General features: G+C 52.3%; 10 protein-coding genes. 1 reads left to right on the forward strand and 9 read right to left on the reverse strand.

The window, feature by feature from the left end:
* Window positions 1-3: 3 nt before the first annotated feature.
* From Q4E93_RS07005 to Q4E93_RS07035, 7 genes are all read right to left on the reverse strand, one after another.
* A complete protein-coding gene (locus tag Q4E93_RS07005) occupies window positions 4-3,105 on the reverse strand; it encodes a SusC/RagA family TonB-linked outer membrane protein (protein WP_303583751.1) in 3,102 nt (1,033 codons plus the stop codon).
* A gap of 315 nt (window positions 3,106-3,420) precedes the next feature.
* Entirely contained in the window at window positions 3,421-5,829 is a 2,409-nt protein-coding gene (locus tag Q4E93_RS07010; RefSeq protein ID WP_303583753.1) for a glycoside hydrolase family 127 protein, read from the reverse strand.
* Window positions 5,817-9,743 carry a carboxylesterase family protein gene (locus Q4E93_RS07015; protein WP_303583755.1) on the reverse strand — a complete coding sequence of 1,309 codons (3,927 nt, stop codon included), beginning with the start codon at window positions 9,741-9,743 and terminating at the stop codon, window positions 5,817-5,819. Before Q4E93_RS07015 ends, Q4E93_RS07010 begins: the two co-directional genes overlap by 13 nt.
* Before the next feature lie 15 nt (window positions 9,744-9,758).
* Window positions 9,759-12,353: a xylan 1,4-beta-xylosidase gene (gene xyl3A, locus Q4E93_RS07020; protein ID WP_303583757.1), complete on the reverse strand. Its 2,595-nt coding sequence runs from the start codon at window positions 12,351-12,353 to the stop codon at window positions 9,759-9,761.
* 12 nt (window positions 12,354-12,365) lie between these two features.
* On the reverse strand, window positions 12,366-15,206 hold the full coding sequence (locus Q4E93_RS07025) for a family 43 glycosylhydrolase (protein ID WP_303583759.1): 2,841 nt from the start codon (window positions 15,204-15,206) through the stop codon (window positions 12,366-12,368).
* Window positions 15,207-15,208: 2 nt separating this feature from the next.
* A complete protein-coding gene (locus tag Q4E93_RS07030) occupies window positions 15,209-17,134 on the reverse strand; it encodes an alpha/beta hydrolase-fold protein (protein WP_303583761.1) in 1,926 nt (641 codons plus the stop codon).
* A 5-nt stretch (window positions 17,135-17,139) separates the two neighbouring features.
* A complete protein-coding gene (locus Q4E93_RS07035) occupies window positions 17,140-19,107 on the reverse strand; it encodes a family 43 glycosylhydrolase (protein WP_303583763.1) in 1,968 nt (655 codons plus the stop codon).
* A 285-nt stretch (window positions 19,108-19,392) separates the two neighbouring features.
* On the opposite strand from Q4E93_RS07035, the gene Q4E93_RS07040 reads away from it, so the two are divergent.
* Window positions 19,393-20,481, forward strand: coding sequence for an endo-1,4-beta-xylanase (locus Q4E93_RS07040; RefSeq protein WP_303583764.1), 1,089 nt, complete (start codon window positions 19,393-19,395; stop codon window positions 20,479-20,481).
* Between the two features lie 116 nt (window positions 20,482-20,597).
* Here Q4E93_RS07040 and Q4E93_RS07045 read toward each other — a convergent pair whose 3' ends face one another.
* Window positions 20,598-21,626, reverse strand: a complete 1,029-nt coding sequence (locus Q4E93_RS07045) for a LacI family DNA-binding transcriptional regulator (protein ID WP_303583766.1) — start codon at window positions 21,624-21,626, stop codon at window positions 20,598-20,600.
* A 19-nt stretch (window positions 21,627-21,645) separates the two neighbouring features.
* Entirely contained in the window at window positions 21,646-25,785 is a 4,140-nt protein-coding gene (locus tag Q4E93_RS07050; RefSeq protein WP_303583768.1) for a hybrid sensor histidine kinase/response regulator transcription factor, read from the reverse strand.
* Between the last annotated feature and the right edge of the window lie 7 nt (window positions 25,786-25,792).

Below are 25,792 nucleotides of genomic sequence, written 5' to 3' on the forward strand. Positions count from 1 at the left end.
TTTTTAAAAAGTTATGTTACATCCCATGTTGATACGCCTGATGGTAGGATAGGCGGTGGCCGCGCCCATGCTTACTTCGCGGTCGTCGGGCATTTTCGTCCATAGGAGCAGGTTGTCCCCATTCAGATAGATCCTAAGGGAGTTGATACCGGCCCGTTTCAACCCGGGCATTTTGAAAGTATAGGCGAGCTCCGCGTTCTTCAGCCGGATGTAGGAACCATCATACAGATAGGAGGTCCCGTAATAAGGCATCACGCTGGCATACCGTGGGATGGGCATGCTGGCATTTGTATTGGTGGGCGACCAATAAGCGCCCTGCTTATATACATTGTCGTAATGATACTGTCCTCCGAAGCTGAGCAATTGCAGGTAACGATTGGCGTTGCTTACGGCATAGAACTGGACGAAGGCGCTGAACCCTTTCCATTCTACCCCTACCGTGGCGTTGTAGGTGTTCTGGGGGCGTTCAGGATATCCCGCAGGCACGACATCCTTATTGTCCACGACGCCGTCGCCATTGTAGTCGATCATATTCAGATTGCCGGGGAGCTTTTGGTTGTCATAGGTATTCAGCGGGGTGCTGCCGTACACCTGGTCCCAGGTGTTATAGTATCCGCCGCCGACATATGAGTAGGCCTGCCCGATCTGCTTGCCGGCTCTTTTCAGGTAATCGTCCAGCAATTGAGGGTCATCGGCCTCAATGATCTTGTCCCTGGCATGGGTCATGCTGAAATTGGCCCAGACGCGGAGGTTCCTGGACAAGGGTTTGCTGATCCGCAGCTCCAGCTCATAGCCTTTGTTGCGGACCTTTCCCACATTGGCAGTGGCAGGCAGCACGCCAAAATAGGAAGGCACTGCCCGGCTGGGGCCATCCAGCAGGATATTCGTGCGATAGTCACTGAATACGTCCACGCTGCCGGACAACAGGCCATTCCACAAAGTATAATCCAACCCGACATCGGCCTTTGTCACCGTCTCCCAATGGATGTCAGGGTTACCCACGCTGCTATGCGCCTCGGACCACCACGTGTAGGGGCTGCTCTGCCCGGCCGATGCGCCGAGGGGAGCATTGCCGCCGTAGGTCCATGCGGTCATATAGAGCCAGCGGCTGGCGATGTTGTCATTGCCCACCTTTCCATAGGATCCCCGCAGCTTCAGCGCGTTGATGAACGCCAGGTTCCTCATAAAACTTTCGTTGCTGATGGTCCAGCCGGCTGCCGCCGAAGGAAAGAAGGCAAAACGATAGTTCGGGCCGAATTTTTCGGAGCCATTGTAGGCGCCATTGAATTCGGCAAAATATTTTTGGGCGTAGTTGTAGGTGACCCTGCTTACCCAGTCTTCCCGGTAATGTTCAAATTCACTTCCCGTGGCATACCTGTCGCGGCTGAATAATCCCATCATGGACACATCGTGCCTGCCGAATTTTTTCGCATAATCCACCTGTACCTGGTAGAACAGCTTCCTGTAGGTGGAGTTGTTCTGCACTGCATCGGGCCTTGTCGTCCAGGGTGCGGCTGTCCAATTGAACTGGTTGGTTCCCAGGTATTGGCTATAGGTCGTGTTGCCCGTGACGGGATCGATGTATTCCTGCTGAATATTGCCATTATCGTATACACCTCCCTGGCTGAGGAATGAGTTGTCGAAAGAGATCGTTCCCTTTGCGGACAGCCCTTTCACGATGGCGCTGAGATCCTGCTTTAAGGTAAAGTCGGTGGTGATCCGGGTGGTGGTGTTCTTCCGGATACCGTTGTTGCCCATGGTCGCGAGAGAATTGATGGTAGATACCTGTTCCGCCGGATAGTATCCCCAGCCGCCGTCCGAATACTGCGGATAGTATATGTTCGGGGCATTGTTATAAATACTTTGCCAGATGCGATATTCCCAGCTATCCTGTCCCCAGGCATCCTGTCTGACGCCATATGAACCGGCTAAATTTGCCGTCAGCACGGTGGATCTGCTCAGATTAAAATCCAGGTTGGTACGGGCATTGATCCTGTCGAACCCGTAACCGGGACGGTAAGATTTCCCGTTGTTTAATTTCTTAATGATGTCTCCCTCATGGAGGAAGTCGATGGACGAAAAGTATTTGACGAACGAGTTGCCGCCGGCAATGTTCATGCTGGCGTTGTAGGACATGGCGTATTTCTTTACCAGCTGATCCTGCCAGTCAACATTCGGGTAACGCTCTGCTTCCGCCTGGTTGGCCGGGTTCCTGTATTTGTTAAGCTCGGAAAAGGGCACATAGCTGTTCCAGGAGGCGGGGGAAACGCCCAGCTCATTTTCGATGGCCAGATCGCGGATCCTGATGGCGTCGTATGAATCGAACTTGCTGGCCAGCTTGGATGGGACCTTCATGGTAGTGTTGGCTGTGAAGCGGATGTCGGCTTTGCCTTCCCTGCCACGCTTGGTGGTGATCAGTATTACGCCGTTGGCGCCCTTGACGCCGAACACGGCGGTTGCAGAGGCGTCTTTCAATACGGATACGCTCTCCACCGACCCAACATCCACGCTGTTCATCGGACGTTCTATGCCGTCTACCAGGATGAGGGGGTCGCTGTTATTCCAGGTGCTCAGACCCCGGATGTATATTTTGGGATCTTCGGCGCCAGGCGTTCCCTGGGTTGCGACGGTGATGACGCCCGGCAGGTTCCCTGTCAGCGTGGCGCCGAGGCTTGACACGCCGCCCGTTCTTTCAAGCACCTCGCCCCTGACCTGGGATATGGCGCCTACCACGCTTTGTTTTTTTTGCTTGCCATATCCCACCACCACTATGTCGTCGAGGGTGGCCGTGCTGTCCTTCAGCACAATGGAAAGAAACTGCCGGCTGATGGCGTTGATCTCCTGGCTCGTCTTGCCGACGCAGGTCACCTTTATTATATGTTTGCCTTCGGGAAGGGATAGGGAGAATCGCCCATCGCCATCTGTCTTGGTAGCATTCGTGGTTTCTTTAACCTGGATAGACGCGCCCGTTATAGGGTTACTTTGTGCGTCAAGGACCTGGCCCCTGACCGTACGGGGGCCTTGTGCCGTGGAGTGGAGGCCGGTGAGCATGGCGGATAAGGACATAATGAGGCACCAAACCGGGAAGAGGTTTCCTGATCTCATAAGCATCGTATTATTTTTTGATTGAATTGGCTAGATTACCTGAGGGGTAATCCCATACTCCGGATGAAGTATTATTTTTTTTAATGTTTTGTTGGGAGTCCTGAAATGTTGCTGCAGAAATAAAATGTCAGGTTGACATGTTTTAAAAAGCGCAAGCAGGTAGTAAAAATTGTAGATTTTTTCATTCATGGCAAACAGTTTTTTTCAATAGATAGGCTACGAAGCTAATATAAGGAGGAGCAAGAGGATGGTAATAATGTTGAAAGATGTGTAACGAATGTTGAAAATGGCTTTTTCCTGGCCCTGAATACTGTTTTATGGAGCCTTTACCAAACGGATATAATAAACGGCTCCTGCAATACTTCCGGCAAGCGCTTTAAACTTAATCCGAATATGATCTTTGCCTTTTACCATCGAATCCGGAATGGCATACCCGATATCCCGAAAATCCGACAGATTCCATCGACCCGTGTTGTCTTCTGTCAGCAGCTTTTCATTGTCGATATAAATATCAAATTTCCTGCTTCCCCATTCGGCGCCCCAGTATCGAACAATTAACTGCAGCCCGACTTCAGCATTTGTCGCCATGTTGTAGCTAAAATATCCATCTTTGGCGGCGTCACGCCAAAATTCGTTTTGTGCATTACCTGTATTGGAATTTTCCTTTTGGATAGCATGATCTGCTTCCGGCTGCTGTTCGCCCGGGGCGACAAAGTCTATCGTTCGTGCCTGCAGCTCCAAACTTTGCTTTTCGGCCCTTGCAATGGAATCGAGATACGAACTGTACTGGGTACTTGTCAATGCCATCCAGTAAATCATATATCTCGCATCATGGATCTTATAAAACGGCTCCAGCTCGATATCAACCGGATTAATCATCTTTAATCCTGAAAGTTTGAAACTGAGGGGTTTACCTTTTACAGGCACCATCTTTTCCGTGATCCCGGAAATATTATCTTCAATGAAGACCGGCGCTTTATCGACAGGTAATTTTTTGCCCCCCGCTTTGTGACCCCACCGGCTGTCGTCGGCAATTAAACCGGCCAGATCCTCCGTTCCTGTTCTTGCGGCAAGCAAGATCGGACCATGCAGCAACGCTATGTAGTTCGAGACATTGGGTAATTTTTCAATAGCATTGTGCATGGGTAACATGATCTTCACCACATCTCCTTTTTTCCAGATCCTGTCAATGGCTATGTAAGATGACGGGTGAGCATTGTTGTATTTTACAATTTTCCCATTGACAATAATTTTCAAGGCGCCGTCCCGTACCCATGCCGGATATCGAATCATCAACCTAAACCGGGAAGAACCGTCGGTTATTTTCAGCTGGGTTTGCTCTTCATAAGGAAATTGCGTTTCCTGCCTGATAGTAATGCCTTCATCCTTCCAGTTCAACTCTGAGGCAATGAAGAGATTTAAGAATAAAGCGTCCTGCTGATGGGTATAAATAAACTGGCTGTATTTACCGTGGTTTTCCATGCCTGTGCCCACACAACACCACATTGCCTGATTGGGAGCAGAATATACGCGGTAATGCCTGGGACGGGCCGGTGTAAAATATACATATCCCCCATGTTCGGGATGCTGGGTTGACAGAATGTGGTTGAATAACGCTCTTTCGTAAAAGTCGGTATATTTTGCCCATGGATGAACACGAAACAAATCTTCGGTCAATTTCAGCATGTTGTATGTATTGCATGATTCGGGCCCTTCTATTTCATTGATAAAGTCTGTGCAGGATGCCGGAGCCGGAAAATGTTCCCTGCGGCTGTTGCCACCAAAAGCCAGGGTGCGGTGAGCAGTAACTGTTTCCCAGAAAAAACTGCCGGCTCCTGCATATTTTTTATCATGGGAAAGCTCCCCTATCCGCACAAAGCCTATCGCTTTAGGGATCTGGGTGTTCGCATGTTTGTTATCGAGATTATCGGTCCCGGCCGCCAGGGGATCGAGCAGCATTTTATGCGAGAAGCGTTTAGCCGCCGTCAGATATTTTGCATCGCCGGTGATCTGGAATGCATCGGCAAGCACCTCGTTCATCCCTCCGTGCTCATTTCCCAGCATTTCTTCCATCCTGGCGTTTGACAAACCCGATGTTATATTTATGGCCCAGTCGCAGTATTTGATAAACATGTTCTTTGCATCCTCGTTACCGCCATACAACCAGGCGTCTCTCAACCCGGCAAACATTTTATGCAGATTGTACCAGGGCGCCCAATATCTTTGTACCGGACCTACTTCTCCGGCTTTCACCTTCGTCCACAGCTCTTCGCTGCGGGGAATCCCCCCAATATACCCGGCACCCCAACCAGGATGCTTTGCTGCATTGGCTTCCTGGCAAGCTTTGAGTTCCGAGATCATATACTCCATGCGCTTTTTACACTCCCCGTTACCAGTGGCAGCATAGTGGATCGCCATGGCCGACAGGTAATGGCCTCCCATATGACCATCCAAACCGTCGCTTTCCCAGTTCGAATAGTTATTTGCTTTAGGAGATAAACCCGCCACTTTCAGATAAGGAGCCAGAAGCCTATCTATATCATATTGCAAAAGGGTCTTAATATTTAGATCCATGGCCTTTTTGAAAGGGCCGTCGAGCAGCTTAACGTCACTCAAATTAAAAGTGTTGGGATATAAATTACCCTGGGCCTGCACTGAAGGGGCAGCTAAGCAACAGCAAAGAAAGAAAGCTCCAATAAATATATTTTTTATCAATGGGCCCATGCCGCTCCTTCCGGCGTACGTCTCCACCTAAAATATCCATCCAATACTTTCAGCGATCCTTCATCCGGAACCGGCCCTTTATGAGGTGTTGGACCAAAATACATGACGGCCGGGTTATCATTCCCGAAAGCCGGCCAGTCAGGAACTCCTTTACCGTTGGGATCACCAAATTTCGCAAAGTTCGTCCAATAGGTACCCATCGCCTGGGAAATCTCCAGGTCCGCGTGGGTAGTCCGGGGATCCATCGGATCGATATGTTGAAAAACATAGGAAACATCCTGAGCGTGGGGCGAACCATAGTCATGCCGTGGAGAATCTGCAGGATAATCGGGATGCTGATCGAAATAATAATAGTACACTTTCGATCCGCCTGTTTTGGATTGAAGCCGGGCCCAGGTCCAGGTATGCCATCCAAATGCAGCGTCACGGGCAAGGTTGCGTGCTGTTCTTGGCACGGTATTCTTTCCAACCGGATAAGCATTGATCAAAGCATCGGCAAATTTGCCATAGCGTGATCTTACGCCTGCCACATACTCTTCAGGGGTCTTGCCTGGTGAAAAGCTTGCTCCTTCATCTGAATTGTAGCCGATCATCACAGGAACATCGTTGTATTTGCCGGCCTGGTACAGATCGAACTGATCGCCAGGGATCACATATCCATCGACAATGGGCCATGCGCTCCCTAATCCCCATCCCGAAGGAAGCTTGTCTGCGGGTATTTTCCTTAATTCCGCAATGGAAGAAACGCCGGCTTTTTGCAGATAAGACTGACCTTCGGCTTCCGCCTGCCTGAGGGATTTCATATTTTCCCCGGGGAAGGTCGTTGGCCGGGTTGGGCCAAATGATCCGCCGCTTTGCGAGATGGCGCCACGAAACAGGCCTTTAGCCAACGGTGAGGCGCATAGCATACTTACGGAGATCGCTCCGGCTGATTCGCCGAAAATGGTTACCTTATTGGGGTCGCCACCAAACGCAGCAATATTCTTTTGTATCCATTGGAGACCAGCGATCTGATCGAGCAAGCCATAGTTGCCCGAGACGTGAGCAGGGTTTTCAGCGCTCAATTCCGGGTGGGCTAAAAATCCGAGCTGCGCCACGCGGTAGGCGATGCTAACGAATACAACACCCTTTTTTGCCAGCTTTTCGCCGTTGTACGATGGTTCGGCTGTTGAGCCGTAGCTAAAACCGCCTCCATATATCCAAACAAGGACCGGCAGGCTTTCTTTAGGCGATCCTGCCGGGGTCCAGACATTCAGGTAAAGACAATCTTCGCTTTTACCTGAAGGAGGATTGCCTCCCTGGACAGGGGCGGGAGCAAAGCTGACAGCTTGTTTTACATCGTTCCATTTTTTAACAGGTTGCGGCGCCCGCCACCGTAAGTCGCCGACAGGCGGCGCTGCAAAAGGAATCCCTTTGAACACAGTCAGATCACCTTGCACCGAGCCTTGTACCCAACCGCCGTCAATCCTGACAAGGCCGGGCTGCCGGGTGGTCGGGGACCTTTCCATATTGATCGTGACGCCCTTACCCTTGTATGAAAGGGTTTTCGACGGGGCCTGGCCTTCAGCTCCCTGGGCAGGCGCCACCGTTATAACGAACCGCCGCTCCGGCAGCATTCCTTCAAATGCCCCCTTCCTGTCTGCAATGGTCAGGGCGCGTTTTTTGTCATCCCAATGAAATGCTATCTCACTGTAGCTGCCCTTCTCGTAATTGTAATTGTCATTTTCGTCTTCGTAAAGTGTAAAATCCCCATCTGCGCCCGGATATATCCTGATCCCGAGGCTATCCCACTTCTTTTCTGTGGCATACTGCACCTGCGGGCCCAGGGGCAAGATAGAACCCGCTTTGACATACACGGGGATAATATCCAGCGGTGTTGCTTTGCTTATTTTATTCCCACCCGCGAACTTTTCGCCTGTCCAGAAATCATACCAGCTGGCACCTTCCGGCAAATAAGTCTCCACATTCCTGATGGCATTGAAATCCTCCATCATGACGGAATCGGCGCCGTCGAAGCCGGCTTTTACATACATGGGGCTTGTCACCGGACGGACCAGGATGGAACTGCCGAACATATACTCGTCGCTGATGTCCCACACTTTTTTGTCCTTTGGAAAATCCATGACCAGGGCACGCATCAGGCTGGAATGACGCGCCGTAACGTCGTGAGCGGCAGCATAGATATACGGCAAAAAGCTATAACGAAGCCTGATAAATTTTTCGATGGCATCAAATACCCTGTCGCCCTTATGTCCGAACTGGTAAATTTCCCTTGGGGCGTCTGCTCCGTGCGAGCGCATCATCGGGCAAAAGGCCCCAAACTCCAGCCACCGGGCATAGAGCTCGCGATATTCGGGGTCGGACAGCCTGCGCCGGAACTTTGTCAGAAAAAAACCGCCGATATCGCTGTTCCAATAAGGGATACCGCTCAGAGAAAAATTAAGCCCTGTTGGTATCTGCCTTTTCAGGGTTTCCCAGGATGCCGTAACATCACCCGACCATGTGTTGGCGCCATACCGCTGCTGTCCGGCAAATGCTGAGCGCGTGAGTATAAATACACGCTTGTCCGAAGACAGGGAACGCTGATGCTGCGAAACACCGCCCACCGTCATCAGGGGATAGGCATTGCGCACTTTCCTGAATGATCCCAGATGCGTCTTGTTATCCAGGTCGGAAGGATGGAAGTCCAGGTGGTCCGGCTCGGAAGAATCCATCCACCAGCCGTCGATACCTATCGAGAACAAACCTTTACTCGCATACTTCCAATAAATATCACGTGCGGCCGGGTTGTAAGCGTCATACACTCTGACCCCGGATGGATAGTCGAGGTTTGGAGGCCATTTTTCGGAGCCTGATTCGGGCCAGGTCTTAAAATTCATGAGCGCCCCCATTTTATCCATCTCCTGGTAAGGCTTCGTGTGCGGACCGAAGGACGACCAGATTGAAATGATCATGTGCGCATTCATGCCGTGTACGTCGTTCACCATTTTCCGGGGATTGGGAAATTCAGGGTTCAGGAACTCCATGGCGTTCCAGAGATAATTGTTACCCCAATATTGCCAGTCCTGAATGATGCCATCGAGCGGGACGGTCAACTCCCGGTATCTTTTAACGACATCCACCAGCTCATCCTGGCTTTTATACCGCTCTTTGCTCTGCCAATAACCAAAGGTCCATAAAGGGAACATCGGCGCCCGGCCTGTAAGTTCCCGGTAGCCTGCAATGACCCCGTCGGCATTGCCTCCATACAGGAAATAATAATCGATGCCTTCTCCGACATCCGATCTGAAAAGGGTCTCGCCGGACTTATCATTAAATTCGGTGGGAGAATAATTGTCCCAAAAAATACCATATCCCTTTACTGACTGGAGGAAAGGGACCACATCCTCGGTGTTACCCTGTATCAGATGGTACTGCTGACCGCGCTGGTCAAGATTGCCGCGCTGGTGCTGCCCCAGACCATACAGGGGCTCGCCCGGATCCAGCTGAAAGGCCTGGGAGACGTTGAACGTGCTGCTGCCCGCATCGTCAAAGGGAGTAAAAGCTGCACTTTCCGGCTTTTCCCGGAGAAGGGGCGTCCCGCCTGCAGTTTGATAGACGATGCTTCCTGACCGGAGATCGAGGCCGACGCTTAATTTTTCGCTGCTGAGCCAGACCGTTTCCTCCTTTTTCTTAACGGTTATCTTCGTGCTTTCGGGTTCTTTGATGACCGAAAGGCTTTCTTTATTGAAGGTATGGCCTGAGGGAGTTTTGATCACCCGTACAATGGCAGGGCTGTAAAACCGGATCTCGAGAGAAAGATCATGGACATTTGCCGTGATGCCGTGGGCGGTGGGCTGGTAACGCTGTGCCTTCGAGACGAGCGGCGTCATCCAAAGCGCGAATGCCGTGATCGCTAAGAACTTTTTAAGCATATAAAGTTATTGGGATTATTTAACCATGATCTTTGCCATCTTCAAATCCTTTGTGCCGGAACTGTTGCCATACCATAGCTCGTATTCTCCGGGAGTGACCATCATTTCAAATTTTTCGTTGCTGTAAAATTCAAATGCATGGTAAGGAAGCGTGAGCGTTGCCGTTGCCGTCTTCCCGGCCGGCACATCCAATCTCTTAAAGCCGCGCAGGGTCCTTACGGGTCCGTTCACATCATCTGTTCTCCGGATGTACACCTGGACTATTTCCGTCCCGTTGCGCCGTCCCGTATTGGATACAGGGATGGTAAGCGTGACCGCGTCCTCTTTTGCAAGGGTGTTGGCGCTGAGGGTTGCGTTGCCTATCGAAAAGGTTGTGTAGCTCAATCCATAGCCAAAGGGGAATAGCGGGTCGGACATGAAGCGGTAAGTCCTTCCTTTCATGGAATAATCTTCGAAATCGCCCAGCTGTTCTGAATTCTTATAGAAGGTCACCGGCAATTTGCCCGAGGGGTTGTAATCCCCGAACAGGACATCGGCCACGGCCTGACCTCCCGACTCACCTCCATACCAGGCCTGGAGGATGGCATCGCAGTTCTCTTTCTCCGGCGACATTGCGATGGCCGAGCCGGAGCAGTTGACAAAGATTATACTTTTACCGGCGCTCTTCAATGCCTTGATGCAATTGCGCTGGACTTCGGGCAATTCAATACTGGTCCTGTCACCTCCTTTAAAGCCGGGATAATTCACCGGCATCTCCTCTCCTTCCAGCAATGTAGAAAGGCCTCCCACGAATACTACTGTTTCTATTCCTTTGAGCTTATTGATCAGGCCGGAGAAATCGATGTCCACTTCTTTCCCAAAATCAAATTCGAGATCGGCCTGCCAGTTGTTCAGTTGGGCGTATTTAATTTCAATACGGTATTTTTTGCCTTTTTCGACCTTGTAAGGAACCCTGGAGGGGAGTGTTCTCCAGTTGTCATGCTTCGCTATTGAAGTTCCATTCACCAGCAATTCAAAATGGCCTGTAGCGCCTGCTTTGAAAACGATCTCTTCTGTCGCGTCAGCTTCAAATTCAGTGGTATAGAGGGCGGAAAAGCCAACGAGCTTCACGCCGGATGCGAATTCGTGATCACCCGCCGTGGTCAGCTTTATTGGATTGGTTATCCGGTCTGAGGCGACGGCGTCCCCTTGCAGATCGCGATTGTTCCAGTAAGTGGCTTTAAAGCCATTTTTGCCTTCGTATATGATCTTTGTAAAATAGCTTTGCGTTACTTTGTTCTCTACGAGATCGCAAGCCTTATCATATACAATGCGGTCCCCGGAGATCTTCGATCTGATGCCATTGAGGATCGTGATCGTTCGTACCGGCTTGCCATTATAATTTCCCCAAAGCATTGGTTCGTTGTCGGCATTCGGCCCGATGACCGCAATTTTTTTGACCGACTTATTCAAGGGCAGCCTGTTGTCCTTATTCTGCAGCAAGGTCATGGATTCACGGGAGATGGTCAATGCAAGATCCCGATGTTCCGGGTTATTGATGATGGATGCGGGTATTTTCGTCCAGGGAACGATGGCATCATCGTCCATTTCGCCCAGATCAAACCGCCCGACCAATATCCGGGTCAGATGGGCATTTATATCTTCTTCTCTGATCAGGCCTTTGGCGACCGCCGCCGGTAAATTTTTGAAAGCATATCCATCCCATACACATTCTACGTCCGTACCTGCCGATGTGGCTTTTGCGGCAGCGTGTACTGCATCGGACGATACTTTATGGCTCGTGTAAAAGTCGGTGACGGCGCCGCAATCGGACACCACCACGTATTTAAAACCCCATGCGTCGCGAAGGATCGTTTGAAGCAAACGGTTATTGCCGCAGCAAGGTTCATCATCCAGGCGCTGGTAGGCGCACATTACCTCTCGGACATCCGCCTCTTTCACCAATGCCTTGAATGCCGGGAGATAAGTTTCCCACAAGTCGCGGGGATCGATATTATTCAGGTTGAGCCGGTGGCGGCTCCATTCAGGGCCAGAATGCACGGCAAAATGTTTGGCGCATGCCAGGAGCTTCCGGTATTTCGCATCTGCCGGGCCTTGCAGACCCTTTACCACAGCAATACCCATGCGGGACGTGAGATAAGGGTCTTCCCCGTATGTCTCCTGTCCACGTCCCCAACGGGGGTCCCTGAAAATATTAATATTGGGCGTCCATACCGAGAGGCTTAGAAAACGCCTGTTCTCCTTCCCCTCTTTCATTGCCTGGTTGTATTTAGCCCTTGTCTCATCGGAGACGGCATCAAAGACCCTGTAAACAAGGGAGTCGTCAAAAGAAGCGGCCATCCCTACCGGTTCGGGGAACACTGTTACATCCCCGTTGTTAGCAAGACCATGAAGGGCTTCACTCCACCAATTAAATTTTTTAATCCCCAGGCGGGGAATTGCAGGAGACTGGTCCTGCATCAACGATGCTTTTTCCTCTAATGTTAACCGTGCAATTAAATCCCTGGCCCTCTCCGCGGCGCTTAGGTCAGGGTTTTGATACGGCAACTGCTGAGCGATGCAGGTTGCGGAGAAAAATAAGGCCGCGATCCATAATATTTTCATGTTCATTTGAATAAGGTATTAATTTTCAGTGGAAGAAAAGGCCTCGCCGATGTGGAAGTAGTCGAAATCCACGTAGCCTCCCGGCGTTTTCGTTGCATAGTTGAACAGCCCGAAGCGATAGCCCATGAAATGAGGGAGCGTATATTCCATCTTCAGGGCAGTACCTACCGGCTTCCAGTTCTTTCCGTCGAGGCTATAATAAAAACAGCCCTTGTCTGCGCGGCGCCTGAAATCGCAGTCGGCTCTGAGATACACCGTTCTTTGTGTCAGCGCCACGCTGTCTGTCGTCGTTCCTTCCCGCACCGACACTACATACTTTTTGTTGCCCGTGACGCGCACTCCTACCCAGCCATATTTTTTCTGCAGCAGCAGCAGGCCTGCCTGGTCTCCCTCTTTCATATGGGAGACATCGATGGCTGTCACGCCCGAGCATCCCGGGCCGAATGTCCGCTGTGTCAGGGTATTGCGGGCCAGCAGCAGCGAAGTATCCACACGACCTGTGGTTAACCGAAGATATCCGGGACGCTGGTCCAGCGACCACCGGCTGTTGTCGGGGTTGTGGTTCCACTGCCATACCAGCGGGAAGGCCGGCGCGCCTTTTTGACGGCTAAAGTCATCCGAAGCCACGATGCCCGGGTCCAGGCCTTTGCTTATGGGCAGCGCCACCGTATCCGGCGCCCGATGATCCACCCCCAGCACCGGCCAGCCATCCTGCCACTGCACGGGCACCATGTATGGGACCCGTCCCACCGCACCAAAATCGCGGAACAGGTACGCATACCATTCGCCATTGGGCGTATTGATCAGCCCGCCCTGCGCAACGCCTTTATCCTGCAGCGCCACGCGACCCACATACGGCCCTGTAAGCCGATCGGCCCGGTGGATCGTCACAGTCCTCATGCCACCCCTGGGCCAGGTGATATTGAAGAGATAGTATTTTCCATCGATCCTGAATAATTGCGAACCTTCCGCCCGCAATCCTATCGGACCGGCCACACTGCTGGCGTCTTCGATGATCATTTGCGGCGTGGTGCCCTCCCTGATCCCCGAAAGATCGTCATTAAGCTCCGCCAGCATGATCTTACCGCTGCCATACAGCATATATGCCTTCCCGTCCTCATCGAAGAACAAAGAATTGTCATGCAGGGACGGTTTGAAAGAGACGGCTTTCCAGGGGCCTTTTTCAATATCCTGTGTCGTATAGATATATGTCTTTCCCGTCGTGCCTGAAAAAGTGCTGACATAGAAGCGCCCGTCGTGATAACGCAGGCTGCTGGCCCATGACCCTCTGCCGTATGCGCTCTTCCCGTTGTTGAGATCCAGCTCATCCACGTCATCGAGTCTATCGTAAGCGTAGCCGACGATGTCCCAGTTGACCAGGTCCTTCGAGCGCATGATGGGCACGCCGGGGCTCATATGCATGGTGGTGCTGCTCATATAATACGTATCGCCCACCCTGATGATGGACATGTCCGGGACGTCCGCATAGATGATGGGGTTACGGGCCTGCTGGTCAGTATGTGTAAGACCATTTCGTGGAAACCGTATCCAGTCAACCTCCACCTTACCCTTCAAACTCTTTATAAAAAGATCATGTACGCCAGGCTTCAACGGGCTTACGGATGCTGCTATGTTGCTCCAGGCACCACCTGCCGGTACGGCCGCTGTCGCTATTACCGGCCCATCCATGGCGTCAGCCCTTATCCCGATGGCGCCGCCATCCGGGGAAGCGGCGCGTATTTCGGCAATCCCCCTACTCATTTCTCCGAAGACTACGCCGTTGTATCGCACCCAGCCGTCTGTCGCCTCCAACGTCAGTTTCCATCCCCTGAACCTGTCCGAGCTATCTAAAAAGCTGATACGCGCGCCGGCAGCGCTGATGGCGCTATATCTGTCCACCTGAATCATCTCTTCCGCACCCGTAAGACCAACACCCCTCAAGGTAGGAGCTACCTTCCGGATGGTGCCATCGGCGTTAAAGAACAAACTATCCACCCGGACAGACCTGTTCTTGTCAAAGCTCGGAGAGAGATCATCGTGATGATAAAATAAATACCACTGGTCTTTGAACTGGATGATGGATTGATGATTGGTCCAGCAGCCGTCGGGCCACTCGTCCATGATCACGCCCGACACTTTAAATGGGCCCAGCGGCTGGCTGCCCATGGCATATTCCAACCGCTCCGTTTTGTTTTCCACATGCGGGTAAGTCAGGTAATAGATCCCGTTCCGCTGGATCATATAAGGCCCTTCTTTCAATCCTTTTTCCGGTAGTTCTCCCAGGACCACAGGCTCCGATGCCAGCTCCACCATATTGTCCTTCAGCCTTGCACCATAGATCTTTCCCTGTGCCCAATAGAGGTAGGCCTGACCATCCTTGTCAATAAATACATTCGGGTCGATGCCATGCACATCCTTTATCGGCTGATCCTGCGGGATAAACGGGCCATACGGCTTATCGGCCACAGCAACTCCCACCGCGAAACCGCCGGCGTTCCGGGCCCGGGAAGGAAAGTAAAAATAATATTTGCCGTTGTGGAAGATGCAATCCGGCGCCCACATGCTGTACGAAGCGGTATCCACCCAGTGCACCTTATCCTGGCTGACGATCATACCGTGATCATACCAATGCCGAAGGTCCGCCGAAGAAAACGCATGATAATCCTCCATGCAGAACCAGTCTGCGCGGCCCTTACCGTTGCCGCCCCTGATATCGTGCGAAGGATATACATAGACACTATCCCCGAAGACCCTCGCCGAAGGGTCTGCGGAATACTGGTCCATGATAAAGGGATTTTGCGCCCGGGCGCCGCGCGCTGCTAAAAGGAGGCAAAGGCCCAGCAGGAGATCTTTTTTCATGATCATTGAAATAATAAGGGTGCGAACTTATACAGGTTGTTCCTCCATACCGGCCAGGCATGACCGCCCGGATATTCATTATAAGTATACCTGATCTTCATCTCATCCAGCCGGCCCAGCATCAGCTGACAGTTCTTATAGGCGATGTCTTCCTTACCGCCCATACCGATCCACAACTGCCGGAGGTTGGTGTTGATCGTATCGGTCCTTTTTTTCATCCGTTCGTATTGCGCCTCGGCAAGGTCCTTTTGCATGGGAAGGATCCAGCCAGAGCTGAACACCCCGAGGTAAGCGAACATATCCGTATTGTTCATACCCGTGTACAGGGTATGGATGCCGCCCATCGACAGACCGGCCAGCGCACGGCTGGCGGCGTCCGACTTTGCCCGATAGTTCTTTTCGACAAAGGGAATGATCACGCCCTTCAGCTCCGACTGGAACAGCCGCAGCCCGTTCTCACCGAATGGCGAGCCAGGCATGCTCACATTGGCATCGGGCATGATTACCAGCATCGGCGTGGCCTTCTTTTCTGCGATCAGATTATCCAGTATCATATCCGTCCGCCCCTGCATGGCCCAGCCCCGCTCGTCTTCGCCGCCGCCATGCAGTATATACAGCACGGGATATGACGCTGCCGAATGCTCATCATAGCCAGGGGGTGTATAGACATACATACGCCGCCAGGCCTGGAGGACGGGGGAGTAATAATTCCTGATCCGTATATCGCCATGCGGGACGTCCTTTTGCTGATAGTAGGCGCCTCCGCTGAAGGGGATCTCGATGCCACTGGCCATGCGGCCCATGCCATAGAAAGACTCGCTGGCCGGATCGGCCAATGCGACGCCGTCGATCAGCAGGGAATAATAATGGAAGCCTTCGCTGATGCTGTCCGTCGTCACTGCCCAATAGCCACCGGTGTCTTTGGCCAGGTCGTACTTTTTCACCAGGTCCACCTGGACCTGATGCGCCTCCGGCGCTTTTACGCGGAAGATCACGCGGCTGTCCGGCAGCACCTGGGGATACTTTGCGGACCGCACATTGGTGGATGCCGGCGTGCCCAGCATGCTGTATTTGGAAAAGAGCGATTCGTCCACGGGCTTGAAGATCAGCTGCGAGAACATGTACAGCCCGTTCTTCCACACCTTGAAGTCATGCACCCCCGGCTCTATGTAATAGATGTGGGGGACGCCATGCGCGTTGAGATACTCATGCGTTCTCCGGCTGAAGCTGATGAGTCCGTCGGCGTCCCCACAGGAGATCCATAACAGCTTTATCATTTTTTTCGCCTTTTCCGCATCGGGTACCAGCACTTCGGGCAGCCGGGTATTGGGCGCAGAAGAAAAACCGCCAATCCAGGCGAACCTGTCCAGGTTGCCCAGCCCGAAATTCAGCGACTGGCCGCCGCCCATCGACAGTCCGGCTATTGCGCGGTGCTCCCTGTCGGTGTATACGGGGAACTTCTTTTCAATGTAAGGGATAAGATCATCCAGCAGATCTCTTTCGAAAGTCGCAAATGCCTGAACCTTGTCCGGCGCCATGATATTGCCTGTGGCCCTGTCATCCTTCATGGCCCTTCCATTCGGCATGACGACGATCATCGGCTCTACCTTGCCGTCAGCGTACAGATTGTCCAGGATCACCTGTGGTTTTCCGCCATTGAGCCATTCCTTTTCATCGCCGCCGATGCCATGCAGCAGATAGAGCACCGGGTACTTTTTCTTTTTGGAAAAGCCGGGGGGCGTGTAGATCAGGGCCCGCCGCAGGGCCCCTACGGTCTTTGACGGCCAGGTGATGGTGTCGATCCTGCCATGGGCAATATCGGCACGTTCAGTGTCGAAGCCCGCCGGAGCATGTTTTTCGATGGATTGGGCCGAGCCCCATAAGAAACCCAATAGTGCGGCTGCAAAAAAGATCAGCTTTCTCATCATGACGTTTATTTTTTTCGAGTGAAAAGCAATTGACTGATGTAGATATCATGATCGTTCCCTGAAGGGAACTTTACGAACAGGTCGTGACTGCCTGCAATGTCCTTTACCGTCGCACTGCATGTCGTCCATTTCCCATTCGTCGGTGCCACCGGCACCCGTGCGATCATCCTGCCTGTTTTCAGATCATCCAACCATATTTCGACTGTTCCGCCTTTACGGGCAGCCACGAGTGCCTGAACCTGCGCCACTCCATCCTTCTTTTCACCCAGCGACACTCCCGAAAGCATGAACCATCCACCATAAGAAGAGGTATTGGTCACGGCCCTGCCGCCGCTGGTGTCTGCCGACTCTACGCCAAAATAATTACTATATCCCGCAGCCTTCAGCGGCGAAAACCCATCTTTGCAGACGAACAGGTCGAAGTCTGCCGCCCGGCCTTCAGCAAATATACCCACGCTTGTACCCACCCATGAATTGAAGTTCGGTTGTCCCCTGTCCAATGGGGCAGCGTTGATGGCAGCGCCCAGCGACGTCCAGGAGCGACCATCCGCGCTGTAATATCCTGTCAACGCATGTCTTTGCCGTTCCAGCTTCAGCCAGACAGGGCCATTCACCGGGTTGGGCAGGGAGCGAACGGCCGTATCCAGCCGGAAAAAGATACGCTTTGCACCGTCGAATCCCGTATATAATTGCGCCATCACCTTTTGGTTTCCATTGGACAGATAGAGTCCCGCTTTATCGGCGGTGTCCGTTGCGTTGAGATCCACCCGTGTGACAGCTGAATAATAATGATCCGTCTCCTTCTGCATCAAATGCGCCCTGCCGCCTGATGGAGATAGCCGCACCCATCCTTTCCTTGCGTCCAGCGAATACGCATTCGCAGCGCCCCTGTTCAGGAAATGCCACCATGCACCCAGCACGGGCTCATCGAAATAATCCGTATGGACGCTTCTCCAGGGGATGCCTGCCGACGGCAACCCGGGCTTTATGATCGGCGTGCTCACCGGCGCCATCCCCCAGGGCCTGTCGCCGTCCCAGGACACCGGGTATAATGCTGTCTGCCGGCCCATGCCGGACCAGTCGTCGCCCTGCGGCTTTTCATAGCTCTGCCCGATGGTCCACCAGCTGCCGTCCGCCAATTGCAACGGCGCGGAAATATGATTAGGCCGGCGGAAGCCCGTTGCAGGGTCTGTCACCGTCCTGAAGAAGTCGCCCAGCCTCTCCCACTTCGTGGAGTCGCTGGTCAGCGCCGTCGTCCTCATAACATACTGACCGCCGGATACGTCGCCGGCGGGGAAATAATAGTAGTATCCATTGCGCTTGCACATCACGGGACCTTCGGCCCAGCTGTATTGCAGCTGCGCATTTATCCAGTCCAGTTTGATCACCGTGTCTGCCAGCTGGCCATCGCGCCCCAGCGCCTGTATCCGATTGACCTTCTGCCCGTTCTTGATCACCATATACGGCTTACCGTCATCGTCTATGAAGATGGAATTGTCGTAACCCAGGTCTCCCGTCGCAGGATTGGTCCTCACTTTTTCCGGCGCTGACCAGGGGCCGTAAGGGGACTCCGCTTTGCAAAACCATTGTCCGCCGGCGGAAAAATAGATCCAGTATGAATTGTAAAAATAGGTGATGGCTCCCTGCCAGATACCGGCCGAGGGACGGTCGTTCACAAATTGTCCTCTTGCCGGCGGCACTACCCTGCTGATGACCTCCCAGTGGACCATGTCTTTTGAATGATAGACCGGCAGATACGGTGTGAAATGAAAGCTCGATCCGCAGTGATAAAAGTCTTCTCCCACCCTGATCATCGTCGGGTCGGGATGGTCGCCCGGCAATACCGGGTTTACATAGGTTCTCACTTCGTTGTAATATCCCGATGAATCGTTGCCCTCTCCCTGGCCACTTGCGGTGGCACTGATCCATAATAAGCCTGCCAGGCCTATGATCCTGAAAGAATAATGTCCCATGTTATTGAGTTATGATACCGATTACAATTAATTGGTATTTTATAGGCTAGCAACGGCCGATAGATCGCCGCGTAAATCCTCCTGGAATATGGGAAAGAAAGGAAGGAGAAAGTATATCTTTTTTTCTCATACAGCAAGTGTCACGGCGATTTTTCATTTATCTGCAATTGAAATAAATGTCAAACCTACATTTCAAATATAGGAAGTTTTATTAAAATTTCAACCGATTGAAAAAAATATTAGTTTTGTTTTTTCACGCGTCTTATAAAGCCAAAAAAATAATATATGCGTATTGCCTTGCCCGCGCTCATCGTCCTGGTCTCCCTGCATGGGTCGGCACAGACCCCCGCCCTGAAAGAAGCATTCCGGGGGGACTTCCTCATTGGCGCAGCGATCAACACCCGTCAGACAGAGGAAAAAGATACTGCCGCCGCCCGGCTGATCCCCCGACAATTTGACGCCCTCACGCCTGAAAATATCATGAAGGCGGAGATCATGCATCCTGCCTGGGATCGATATAATTTCGATCCTGCCGACAAGCTGGTGGCCTATGCCCAAAGGAATCACATCAAGGTGAACGCCCACAACCTGATATGGCATAGCCAGTTGCCGACCTTCCTACGCAGGATGCAGGATGCGGACTCGGTGCGCGCCTATTTTGTCAACCACATCACTACTATCGCCTCCCGCTATGACGGCCAGGTGTATTCCTGGGACGTCGTCAACGAAGCCCTGAATGAAGACGGCACCCTCCGCAATTCGATCTTCCTTAAAAAACTGGGGCCAGACTATATCGTAGAAGCCTTTCGTCTCGCGCAAAAAGCGGCGCCGCACACCCGGCTTTATTACAACGACTACAATATCGAGCAGCCGAAGAAGAGGGCTGGCGCCATCGCCCTTATTAAAAAGATACAGGCGGCGGGTGTCCGTATCGATGGCGTGGGTATCCAGGGACATTGGAAGTCCGGCAATGTTCCCCTGGCAGCCATCGAAGCCAGCATCCTGGAATTTTCCGCCCTTGGCGTTGAAGTGATGTTCACCGAGCTGGATCTTAGTGTATTACCGAATCCCTGGGATCACAACACGGCCGATGTAGGGCAGGTGGCCGCGAACAGGGCCGGCATGAATCCGTATACCAATGGACTGCCTGATTCGGCGCAGGACCTGCTGGCCAGCTCTTATGCGGACCTGTTCCGTCTCTTTCTCCGGCATAAAGGCAAGATCAGCCGTATCACGTTCTGGGGAATAGATGACGGTATGTCCTGGCTCAATGACTTTCCCATCCGTGGCCGCACCAATTATCCCCTGCCGTTTGACAGGAACTACCAGCCCAAGAAAGCATACTTTGCTATCATCGCGACAAAAAATCCCTGACGGACGCGAATTTTCTTCCTACCTAATTTAATAGTTCGTTGCGACAAACCAGCCGGCTCCTATGTATTCCGGGGGAGAATGAGACGTTATGACCAAGTTTTGATAAGAAAGTGTTATTATCCAGTCTTCAGGGAAGACTGGCGCACGATGAGGTCGGCGCGTATCGTCAAGGTGCTGATGCTGCCTATATTACCCAAACCCTTCAGATGATTCACCAGATTCCTTGCAGCCGCCTCGCCCATTTCCTTCCCGGGGTAGTTGATCGTAGTTAAGGTTGGCTTAATCAGCCTGCCTATTACTTCATTATTGAACCCTACTACTGCCATGTCCTCCGGAACGCGAACACCGTTGTCCTGGAATGTGCGTATGCAGACGGCGGCGGCAAAGTCGCCGGTGACAAAAACTCCGTCAGGCATGGGTTGCAGCCTCATGATCTTTTTAGCAGCCGCCTCGCCGGCTTCCTCGGCCTCCTCCATGATCACCAGCAACGATTCATCAAATGGTATCTTATTTTCCTCCAATGCATCCCGATAGCCTTTATACCGCTGTGCATAAATATTGTGCTGCAGCGCAGACGTGACATGCGCTATCCGCCGGCATCCCTGTTCGATCAGATGTTTAGTGGCGACATAGCCGCACATAACGTTGTTGATCACCACCGACGTGCTTTCCGCCATGTGCTCTACCCTGTCCAAAAAAATAACGGGGATGCCCTTGGTGACAAAAGGCTTAAAATGAGCCAGGTCCTTCGTATCGGGCGCCAATGACGCGATTATCCCATCCACCCGCCGCTGGAAAAGGTTCTGCGCGTTGGCAGCCTCTTTCTTCGCACTTTGTGAGGAGTCTGTTATAATAATGCCATATCCGGCCTCGCCTGCAATTTTTTCGATGCCCGACAGCACGGAGGTGATAAAGGGATTGTTCAGTTCACTGACGATCACGCCGATGGTGAGGGACTGCTGCTGGCGCAGGTTCCTGGCAAACTGGTTTGACCGGTAGCCCATCCGGGCGGCCGTCTCGAAGACCTTTTTCTTTGTATTTTTACTGACAGTCGGGTCGTCCTTCAAAGCCCGGCTTACGGTGGACGGGGAGACGTCCAGCTTCTTTGCAATATCATAAATGGTGACCTCTTTGGGGCTGTCCATACTAATCAGTATTTGGGTTCTATTTCTTCGTACTTGCGTATTCAGAAGGCAATATATTGTACTTAGCCTTAAATGCTCTCGCAAAATAGTTGGGGGTGGAAAATCCTACCTCGTAAGCGATCTCGGCAATGGTGAGACTGCTTTTTTCCAGCAGTACCTTCGCCTTTCCCAATTTAAAGGAACGGATGTACTCCACCGGGGTCTCTCCGGTGATCTCCAGGATCTTGCTGTACAGCGAGCTCCTGCTCATGCCCACCTCTTTGCTCAGCGACTCCACCGACAATTGGTCGCTGTTAAGGTTCTTTTCAAGATAGGTCACCACTTTATTCAACAGCTTCTCGTCTTCCGACTCGATGACCACTTCAGGCGTAAGCACATTGATCTGCCTGGTAAACGTGGTCTGCAACGTATTCCTCAGCGCCAGCAGGTTCCTGACCCTGGCATGCAGCACTTCAACATTGAAAGGTTTGGTGACGTAGTCGTTGGCTCCCGTCCCAAGTCCTTTCAGCTGCTGCTCTTCTTCCCTCAGGGCCGTCAGCAGTATGACGGGAATATGGCTCGTCCGCTTGTCGCCCTTCAGCTTGCGCGTGAGCTCTATCCCATCCATATAAGGCATGCTGATATCGCTGACGATCAGCTGCGGATGAGCCGAGAGGGCTTTCTGCCATCCGTCTTTGCCATTGGCAGCTTCTATTACCTTGTATTTATTCCTCAGATTGTCTTTCAGATAGAACCTGAAATCCTCATTATCCTCTACCAGCAGGATGGCAGGCATTCCAACGGCATTGTCCGTCACAGGCGCTGTTGCCGATGTTTCCGTCCCGTGTTCCGCCGCATCGATCTCCGGGGGCGGCGCCTCCTCTGTTACGCCCGCGGCGGCCTTTGTCAATGGCAGACGTATCATGAAGACACTTCCCTGTCCCGGCTGGCTTTCCACCTCTATTACCCCGCCATGCATCCTGACGAACTCCTTTGTAATGGAAAGACCGATGCCCGTGCCCTGGTTCAGTATGGCGGCGGCAGACGCGTGCTGGAAAAACCGCTGGAATATCTTTTCCTTTTTATCCTGTGGTATTCCAATGCCTGTATCCATCACCTTTATGGATATCCACCTGGTGTCTGCATGGTCGTCCCCTTCCAGCTCCTCCAATGCGAAGGTGATCGTTCCGCCCTCCAGCGTGAACTTAAATGCATTGGACAGCAGGTTGAACAGGATCCGCTCGATCTTATCCCTGTCAAACAGCACATAAAGGCTGTCCACCCTGGTCTCAAAAGCAAATGTGATATGTTTCCTTTCCGAAAGGTCTGTAAAAGAATGGCAGACGTCTTTCACGAAAGAGACGAACTCTCCTTTCTCCAGGTGGAGCCTGAGTTCGTGCTCCTCCATTTTCCTGAAATCCAGCAACTGGTTTACCAGGTGCAGCAACCGCCGCGCATTCCGCCGGACCATCTGCAGCTTGTCATGCGATGGCTGGCCATGTCCCTCTGACAGCATTTGATCCACCGGCCCCATAATCAGTGCAATGGGCGTTCGGAACTCATGGCTCAGATTGGTAAGAAACTTCAATTTCATCCTGTCCAGCTCCTGTATGCGCCGGGCTTCCTCCCTTTCCTGCTCCAGGGCAAGCTTCTTTCTTAACCTCGAAAGCCCCCGATGCCGGCTGTACAATAAGAGGCCGCCTGCGGCCAGCACATATATCACGTACGCGTATGGCGTCCGCCAGAAAGGAGGTTTGACATAGATCCTGACGGACGTGTCCCTGGAGCTCCATACGCCGTCATTATTGCTGGCCTTCACATGAAAGACGTACTCCCCGGGATCGAGATTGGTATAATAGGCCGTATTCATCGCGTCCACATAGTTCCAGTCCTTGTCGAACCCTTCCAGCTTGTATGCGTAGTGATTCTGCCTGGGCAATGTATAGTTCAAGGCAACGAAGCTCAGGGCAAAATTTTGTCTATATGCCAGCCGGACCTCCCGGGCGACTGAAATATGTTCTTTGATCGGCGACTCATTGCCAGGAGCGACGGGTTTGTTTGCCACCTGCAGGTTCGTCAGCATCACGGTGGGGACATTACGGTTAGTCGTAAGCGCCGCCGGATTAAAGTAGTTGAACCCCTGCAGTCCCCCGAAGAACAGCTCGCCATCTGACGAGCGCAGCCCTGATCCATGGACAAAATTGTTATTTTGGATGCCATTGTAACTCGTAAAATTTCGGAAAATCTTCGTTTGCACGTCCAGGCTGCTGATCCCCGTATTGGTGCTTACCCATATCTGTCCGCGCGCATCTTCCACTACCTGGTAGACAGTAGCATTCTGCAATCCATCCTTCTCAGTGTAGTTGGTAAACTGTCCGGTCCTGCTGTCGAATACGCTTAATCCGCCGCCATATGTACCCAACCACATCCAACCCCTGCTGTCCAATAAAAGGGAAAAGATCTTGTCACTGGGCAGATTGCTATTGCCCTGGTCGTATACGGTGAATTTTCCTGTCGAAGGGTGATAGACAGCGACACCGCCTCCATGGGTCCCTATCCACATATTTCCTTCCCTGTCCTCCTCGATGGCCCTGATATAACCATTTGCCGGCAGGAGCATGTCTCCCGGCGCTTTAGGTGTGGGCGTATAGCGGACGATGACCTTATTGTTCTTCAGAACATTGATCCCGGCGCCATTCGTACCCAGCCATACCAGCCCTTGTCTATCTTCCCTGATACAATAAATATCGTTTGCATTCAGGTCACCCGGGCCCGGGCCCATTGTCAGGCGCCTTGCCTTCCCGCTGACGGGGTCCAGTATGATCAGCCCTTTTGCAAAAGTACCTATATATAAGGCGCCCGTCTTTATCTTCTTTAACGCCAGGACTGAAAATGCGCCAGGCTGCCTGTCACCCACCCGGATGTGCTCAGGCCGGAGCTTTTCCGTCTTCCGGTCGAATGTATAGAGTCCCCCTCCGTCTGTTCCCAACCATATATTTCCGTCGTCCTGCTGTTCAAAAGAAGTTACGACAGAGGTCTGGGAGCCATTATCATGAAAGGCATCGCCCAGCTTGACGTTGAAAAGATTCAGGTTCCTGTCATATTTATTGATGCCGCCCCGGTAGGTGCCAAACCAGTAAATACCCTCCTTATCGATGTAAAGACTCCGGATCGACCCGCTGGTGAGGCTGTGGGAATTTCCTTCTTCCGGCAAGTAGGTCACCGAATGGCCCGTATGCGGATCCAGCACGTGCACCCCGTTCATCGTCGCCACCCATAACATACCATCGTTGTCTACCGTAATCGCATTGATTTGACCTTCATTCAGCACGCTGTTCCTGCCATCTATTTTACGGGCGCTGATAAATGCTTTTTCATCCGGCCGCATTGTGCATAGCCCGCCTCCTGTCCCAATCCATAAATGTCCTTCCTTGTCTTCGGCCAATGCCTGAACATAGTCGTTCACCAGGCTGGAGCTGTCCAGGTTATCATGCCTGTATTGCTTAAAAGTGCGCGTTGACCTTATATAAAGGAAAAGCCCTTTGTCCGTGCCCACCCACATCCTCTTCCGGCTGTCCTCGAAAACACAAAGAAGGGACAATTTATTCGGACCGCCGTGGTCATACGGCGTCAGATCCATCTTCGATATATGCCCTGTTGCCGGGTCGAGCACATAGGGCGCCGAGAACTGCGCTATCCAGATCTTACCTTCATAGTCGCTGCAGATGCTCCGGACCACCGCATTGGATAAGAACCCATCGCCCCCCCCTCCGGGCGGATAATGGATGAATTTGTCATGCATTCTGTCATACAGGCTTACGGCCCCTCCGCTGGTCCCCACCCACAGGCGGCCTGCCTTATCCTCATGTAACGCAAGGATCTCGTTGGCCCAGAGATTAGCCGTATCCCCTGCCTGCTTGCGATATGCCGTAAAGTTGGTGCCGTCAAACTTATTCAGGCCATCATCCGTGGCGATCCACATCAATCCGTACCGGTCTTTTAGGATCGCATTCACGGAGTTGGACAACAATCCGTCCCTGGAGGTCAGCGAAGTGAAATTGATATGGGCAGGTTGCGCCGATGCCACCGTCGCCATCTGGGCAAGGCAAAGAAATAATATATAATTCCTGATCGGCATGCAAGTAGTGGGGTCAACGGAACAAGTTAGCCCTTTTATCATAAAACTA

Source organism: Flavitalea plasmicola (assembly GCF_030546645.1).
In the GTDB taxonomy this organism is placed as follows: Bacteria; Bacteroidota; Bacteroidia; order Chitinophagales; family Chitinophagaceae; genus Puia.

Excerpts from the sequence above, each read along its gene's own strand:
- Q4E93_RS07045 (WP_303583766.1), bottom strand. The coding sequence starts at position 21,626 with ATGGACAGCCCCAAAGAGGTCACCATTTATGATATTGCAAAGAAGCTG.
- Q4E93_RS07040 (WP_303583764.1), top strand. The coding sequence starts at position 19,393 with ATGCGTATTGCCTTGCCCGCGCTCATCGTCCTGGTCTCCCTGCATGGG.
- Q4E93_RS07015 (WP_303583755.1), bottom strand. The coding sequence starts at position 9,743 with ATGCTTAAAAAGTTCTTAGCGATCACGGCATTCGCGCTTTGGATGACG.
- Q4E93_RS07035 (WP_303583763.1), bottom strand. The coding sequence starts at position 19,107 with ATGGGACATTATTCTTTCAGGATCATAGGCCTGGCAGGCTTATTATGG.
- Q4E93_RS07010 (WP_303583753.1), bottom strand. The coding sequence starts at position 5,829 with ATGGGCCCATTGATAAAAAATATATTTATTGGAGCTTTCTTTCTTTGC.
- Q4E93_RS07030 (WP_303583761.1), bottom strand. The coding sequence starts at position 17,134 with ATGATGAGAAAGCTGATCTTTTTTGCAGCCGCACTATTGGGTTTCTTA.
- Q4E93_RS07005 (WP_303583751.1), bottom strand. The coding sequence starts at position 3,105 with ATGAGATCAGGAAACCTCTTCCCGGTTTGGTGCCTCATTATGTCCTTA.
- Q4E93_RS07050 (WP_303583768.1), bottom strand. The coding sequence starts at position 25,785 with ATGATAAAAGGGCTAACTTGTTCCGTTGACCCCACTACTTGCATGCCG.
- Q4E93_RS07025 (WP_303583759.1), bottom strand. The coding sequence starts at position 15,206 with ATGAAAAAAGATCTCCTGCTGGGCCTTTGCCTCCTTTTAGCAGCGCGC.
- xyl3A (WP_303583757.1), bottom strand. The coding sequence starts at position 12,353 with ATGAACATGAAAATATTATGGATCGCGGCCTTATTTTTCTCCGCAACC.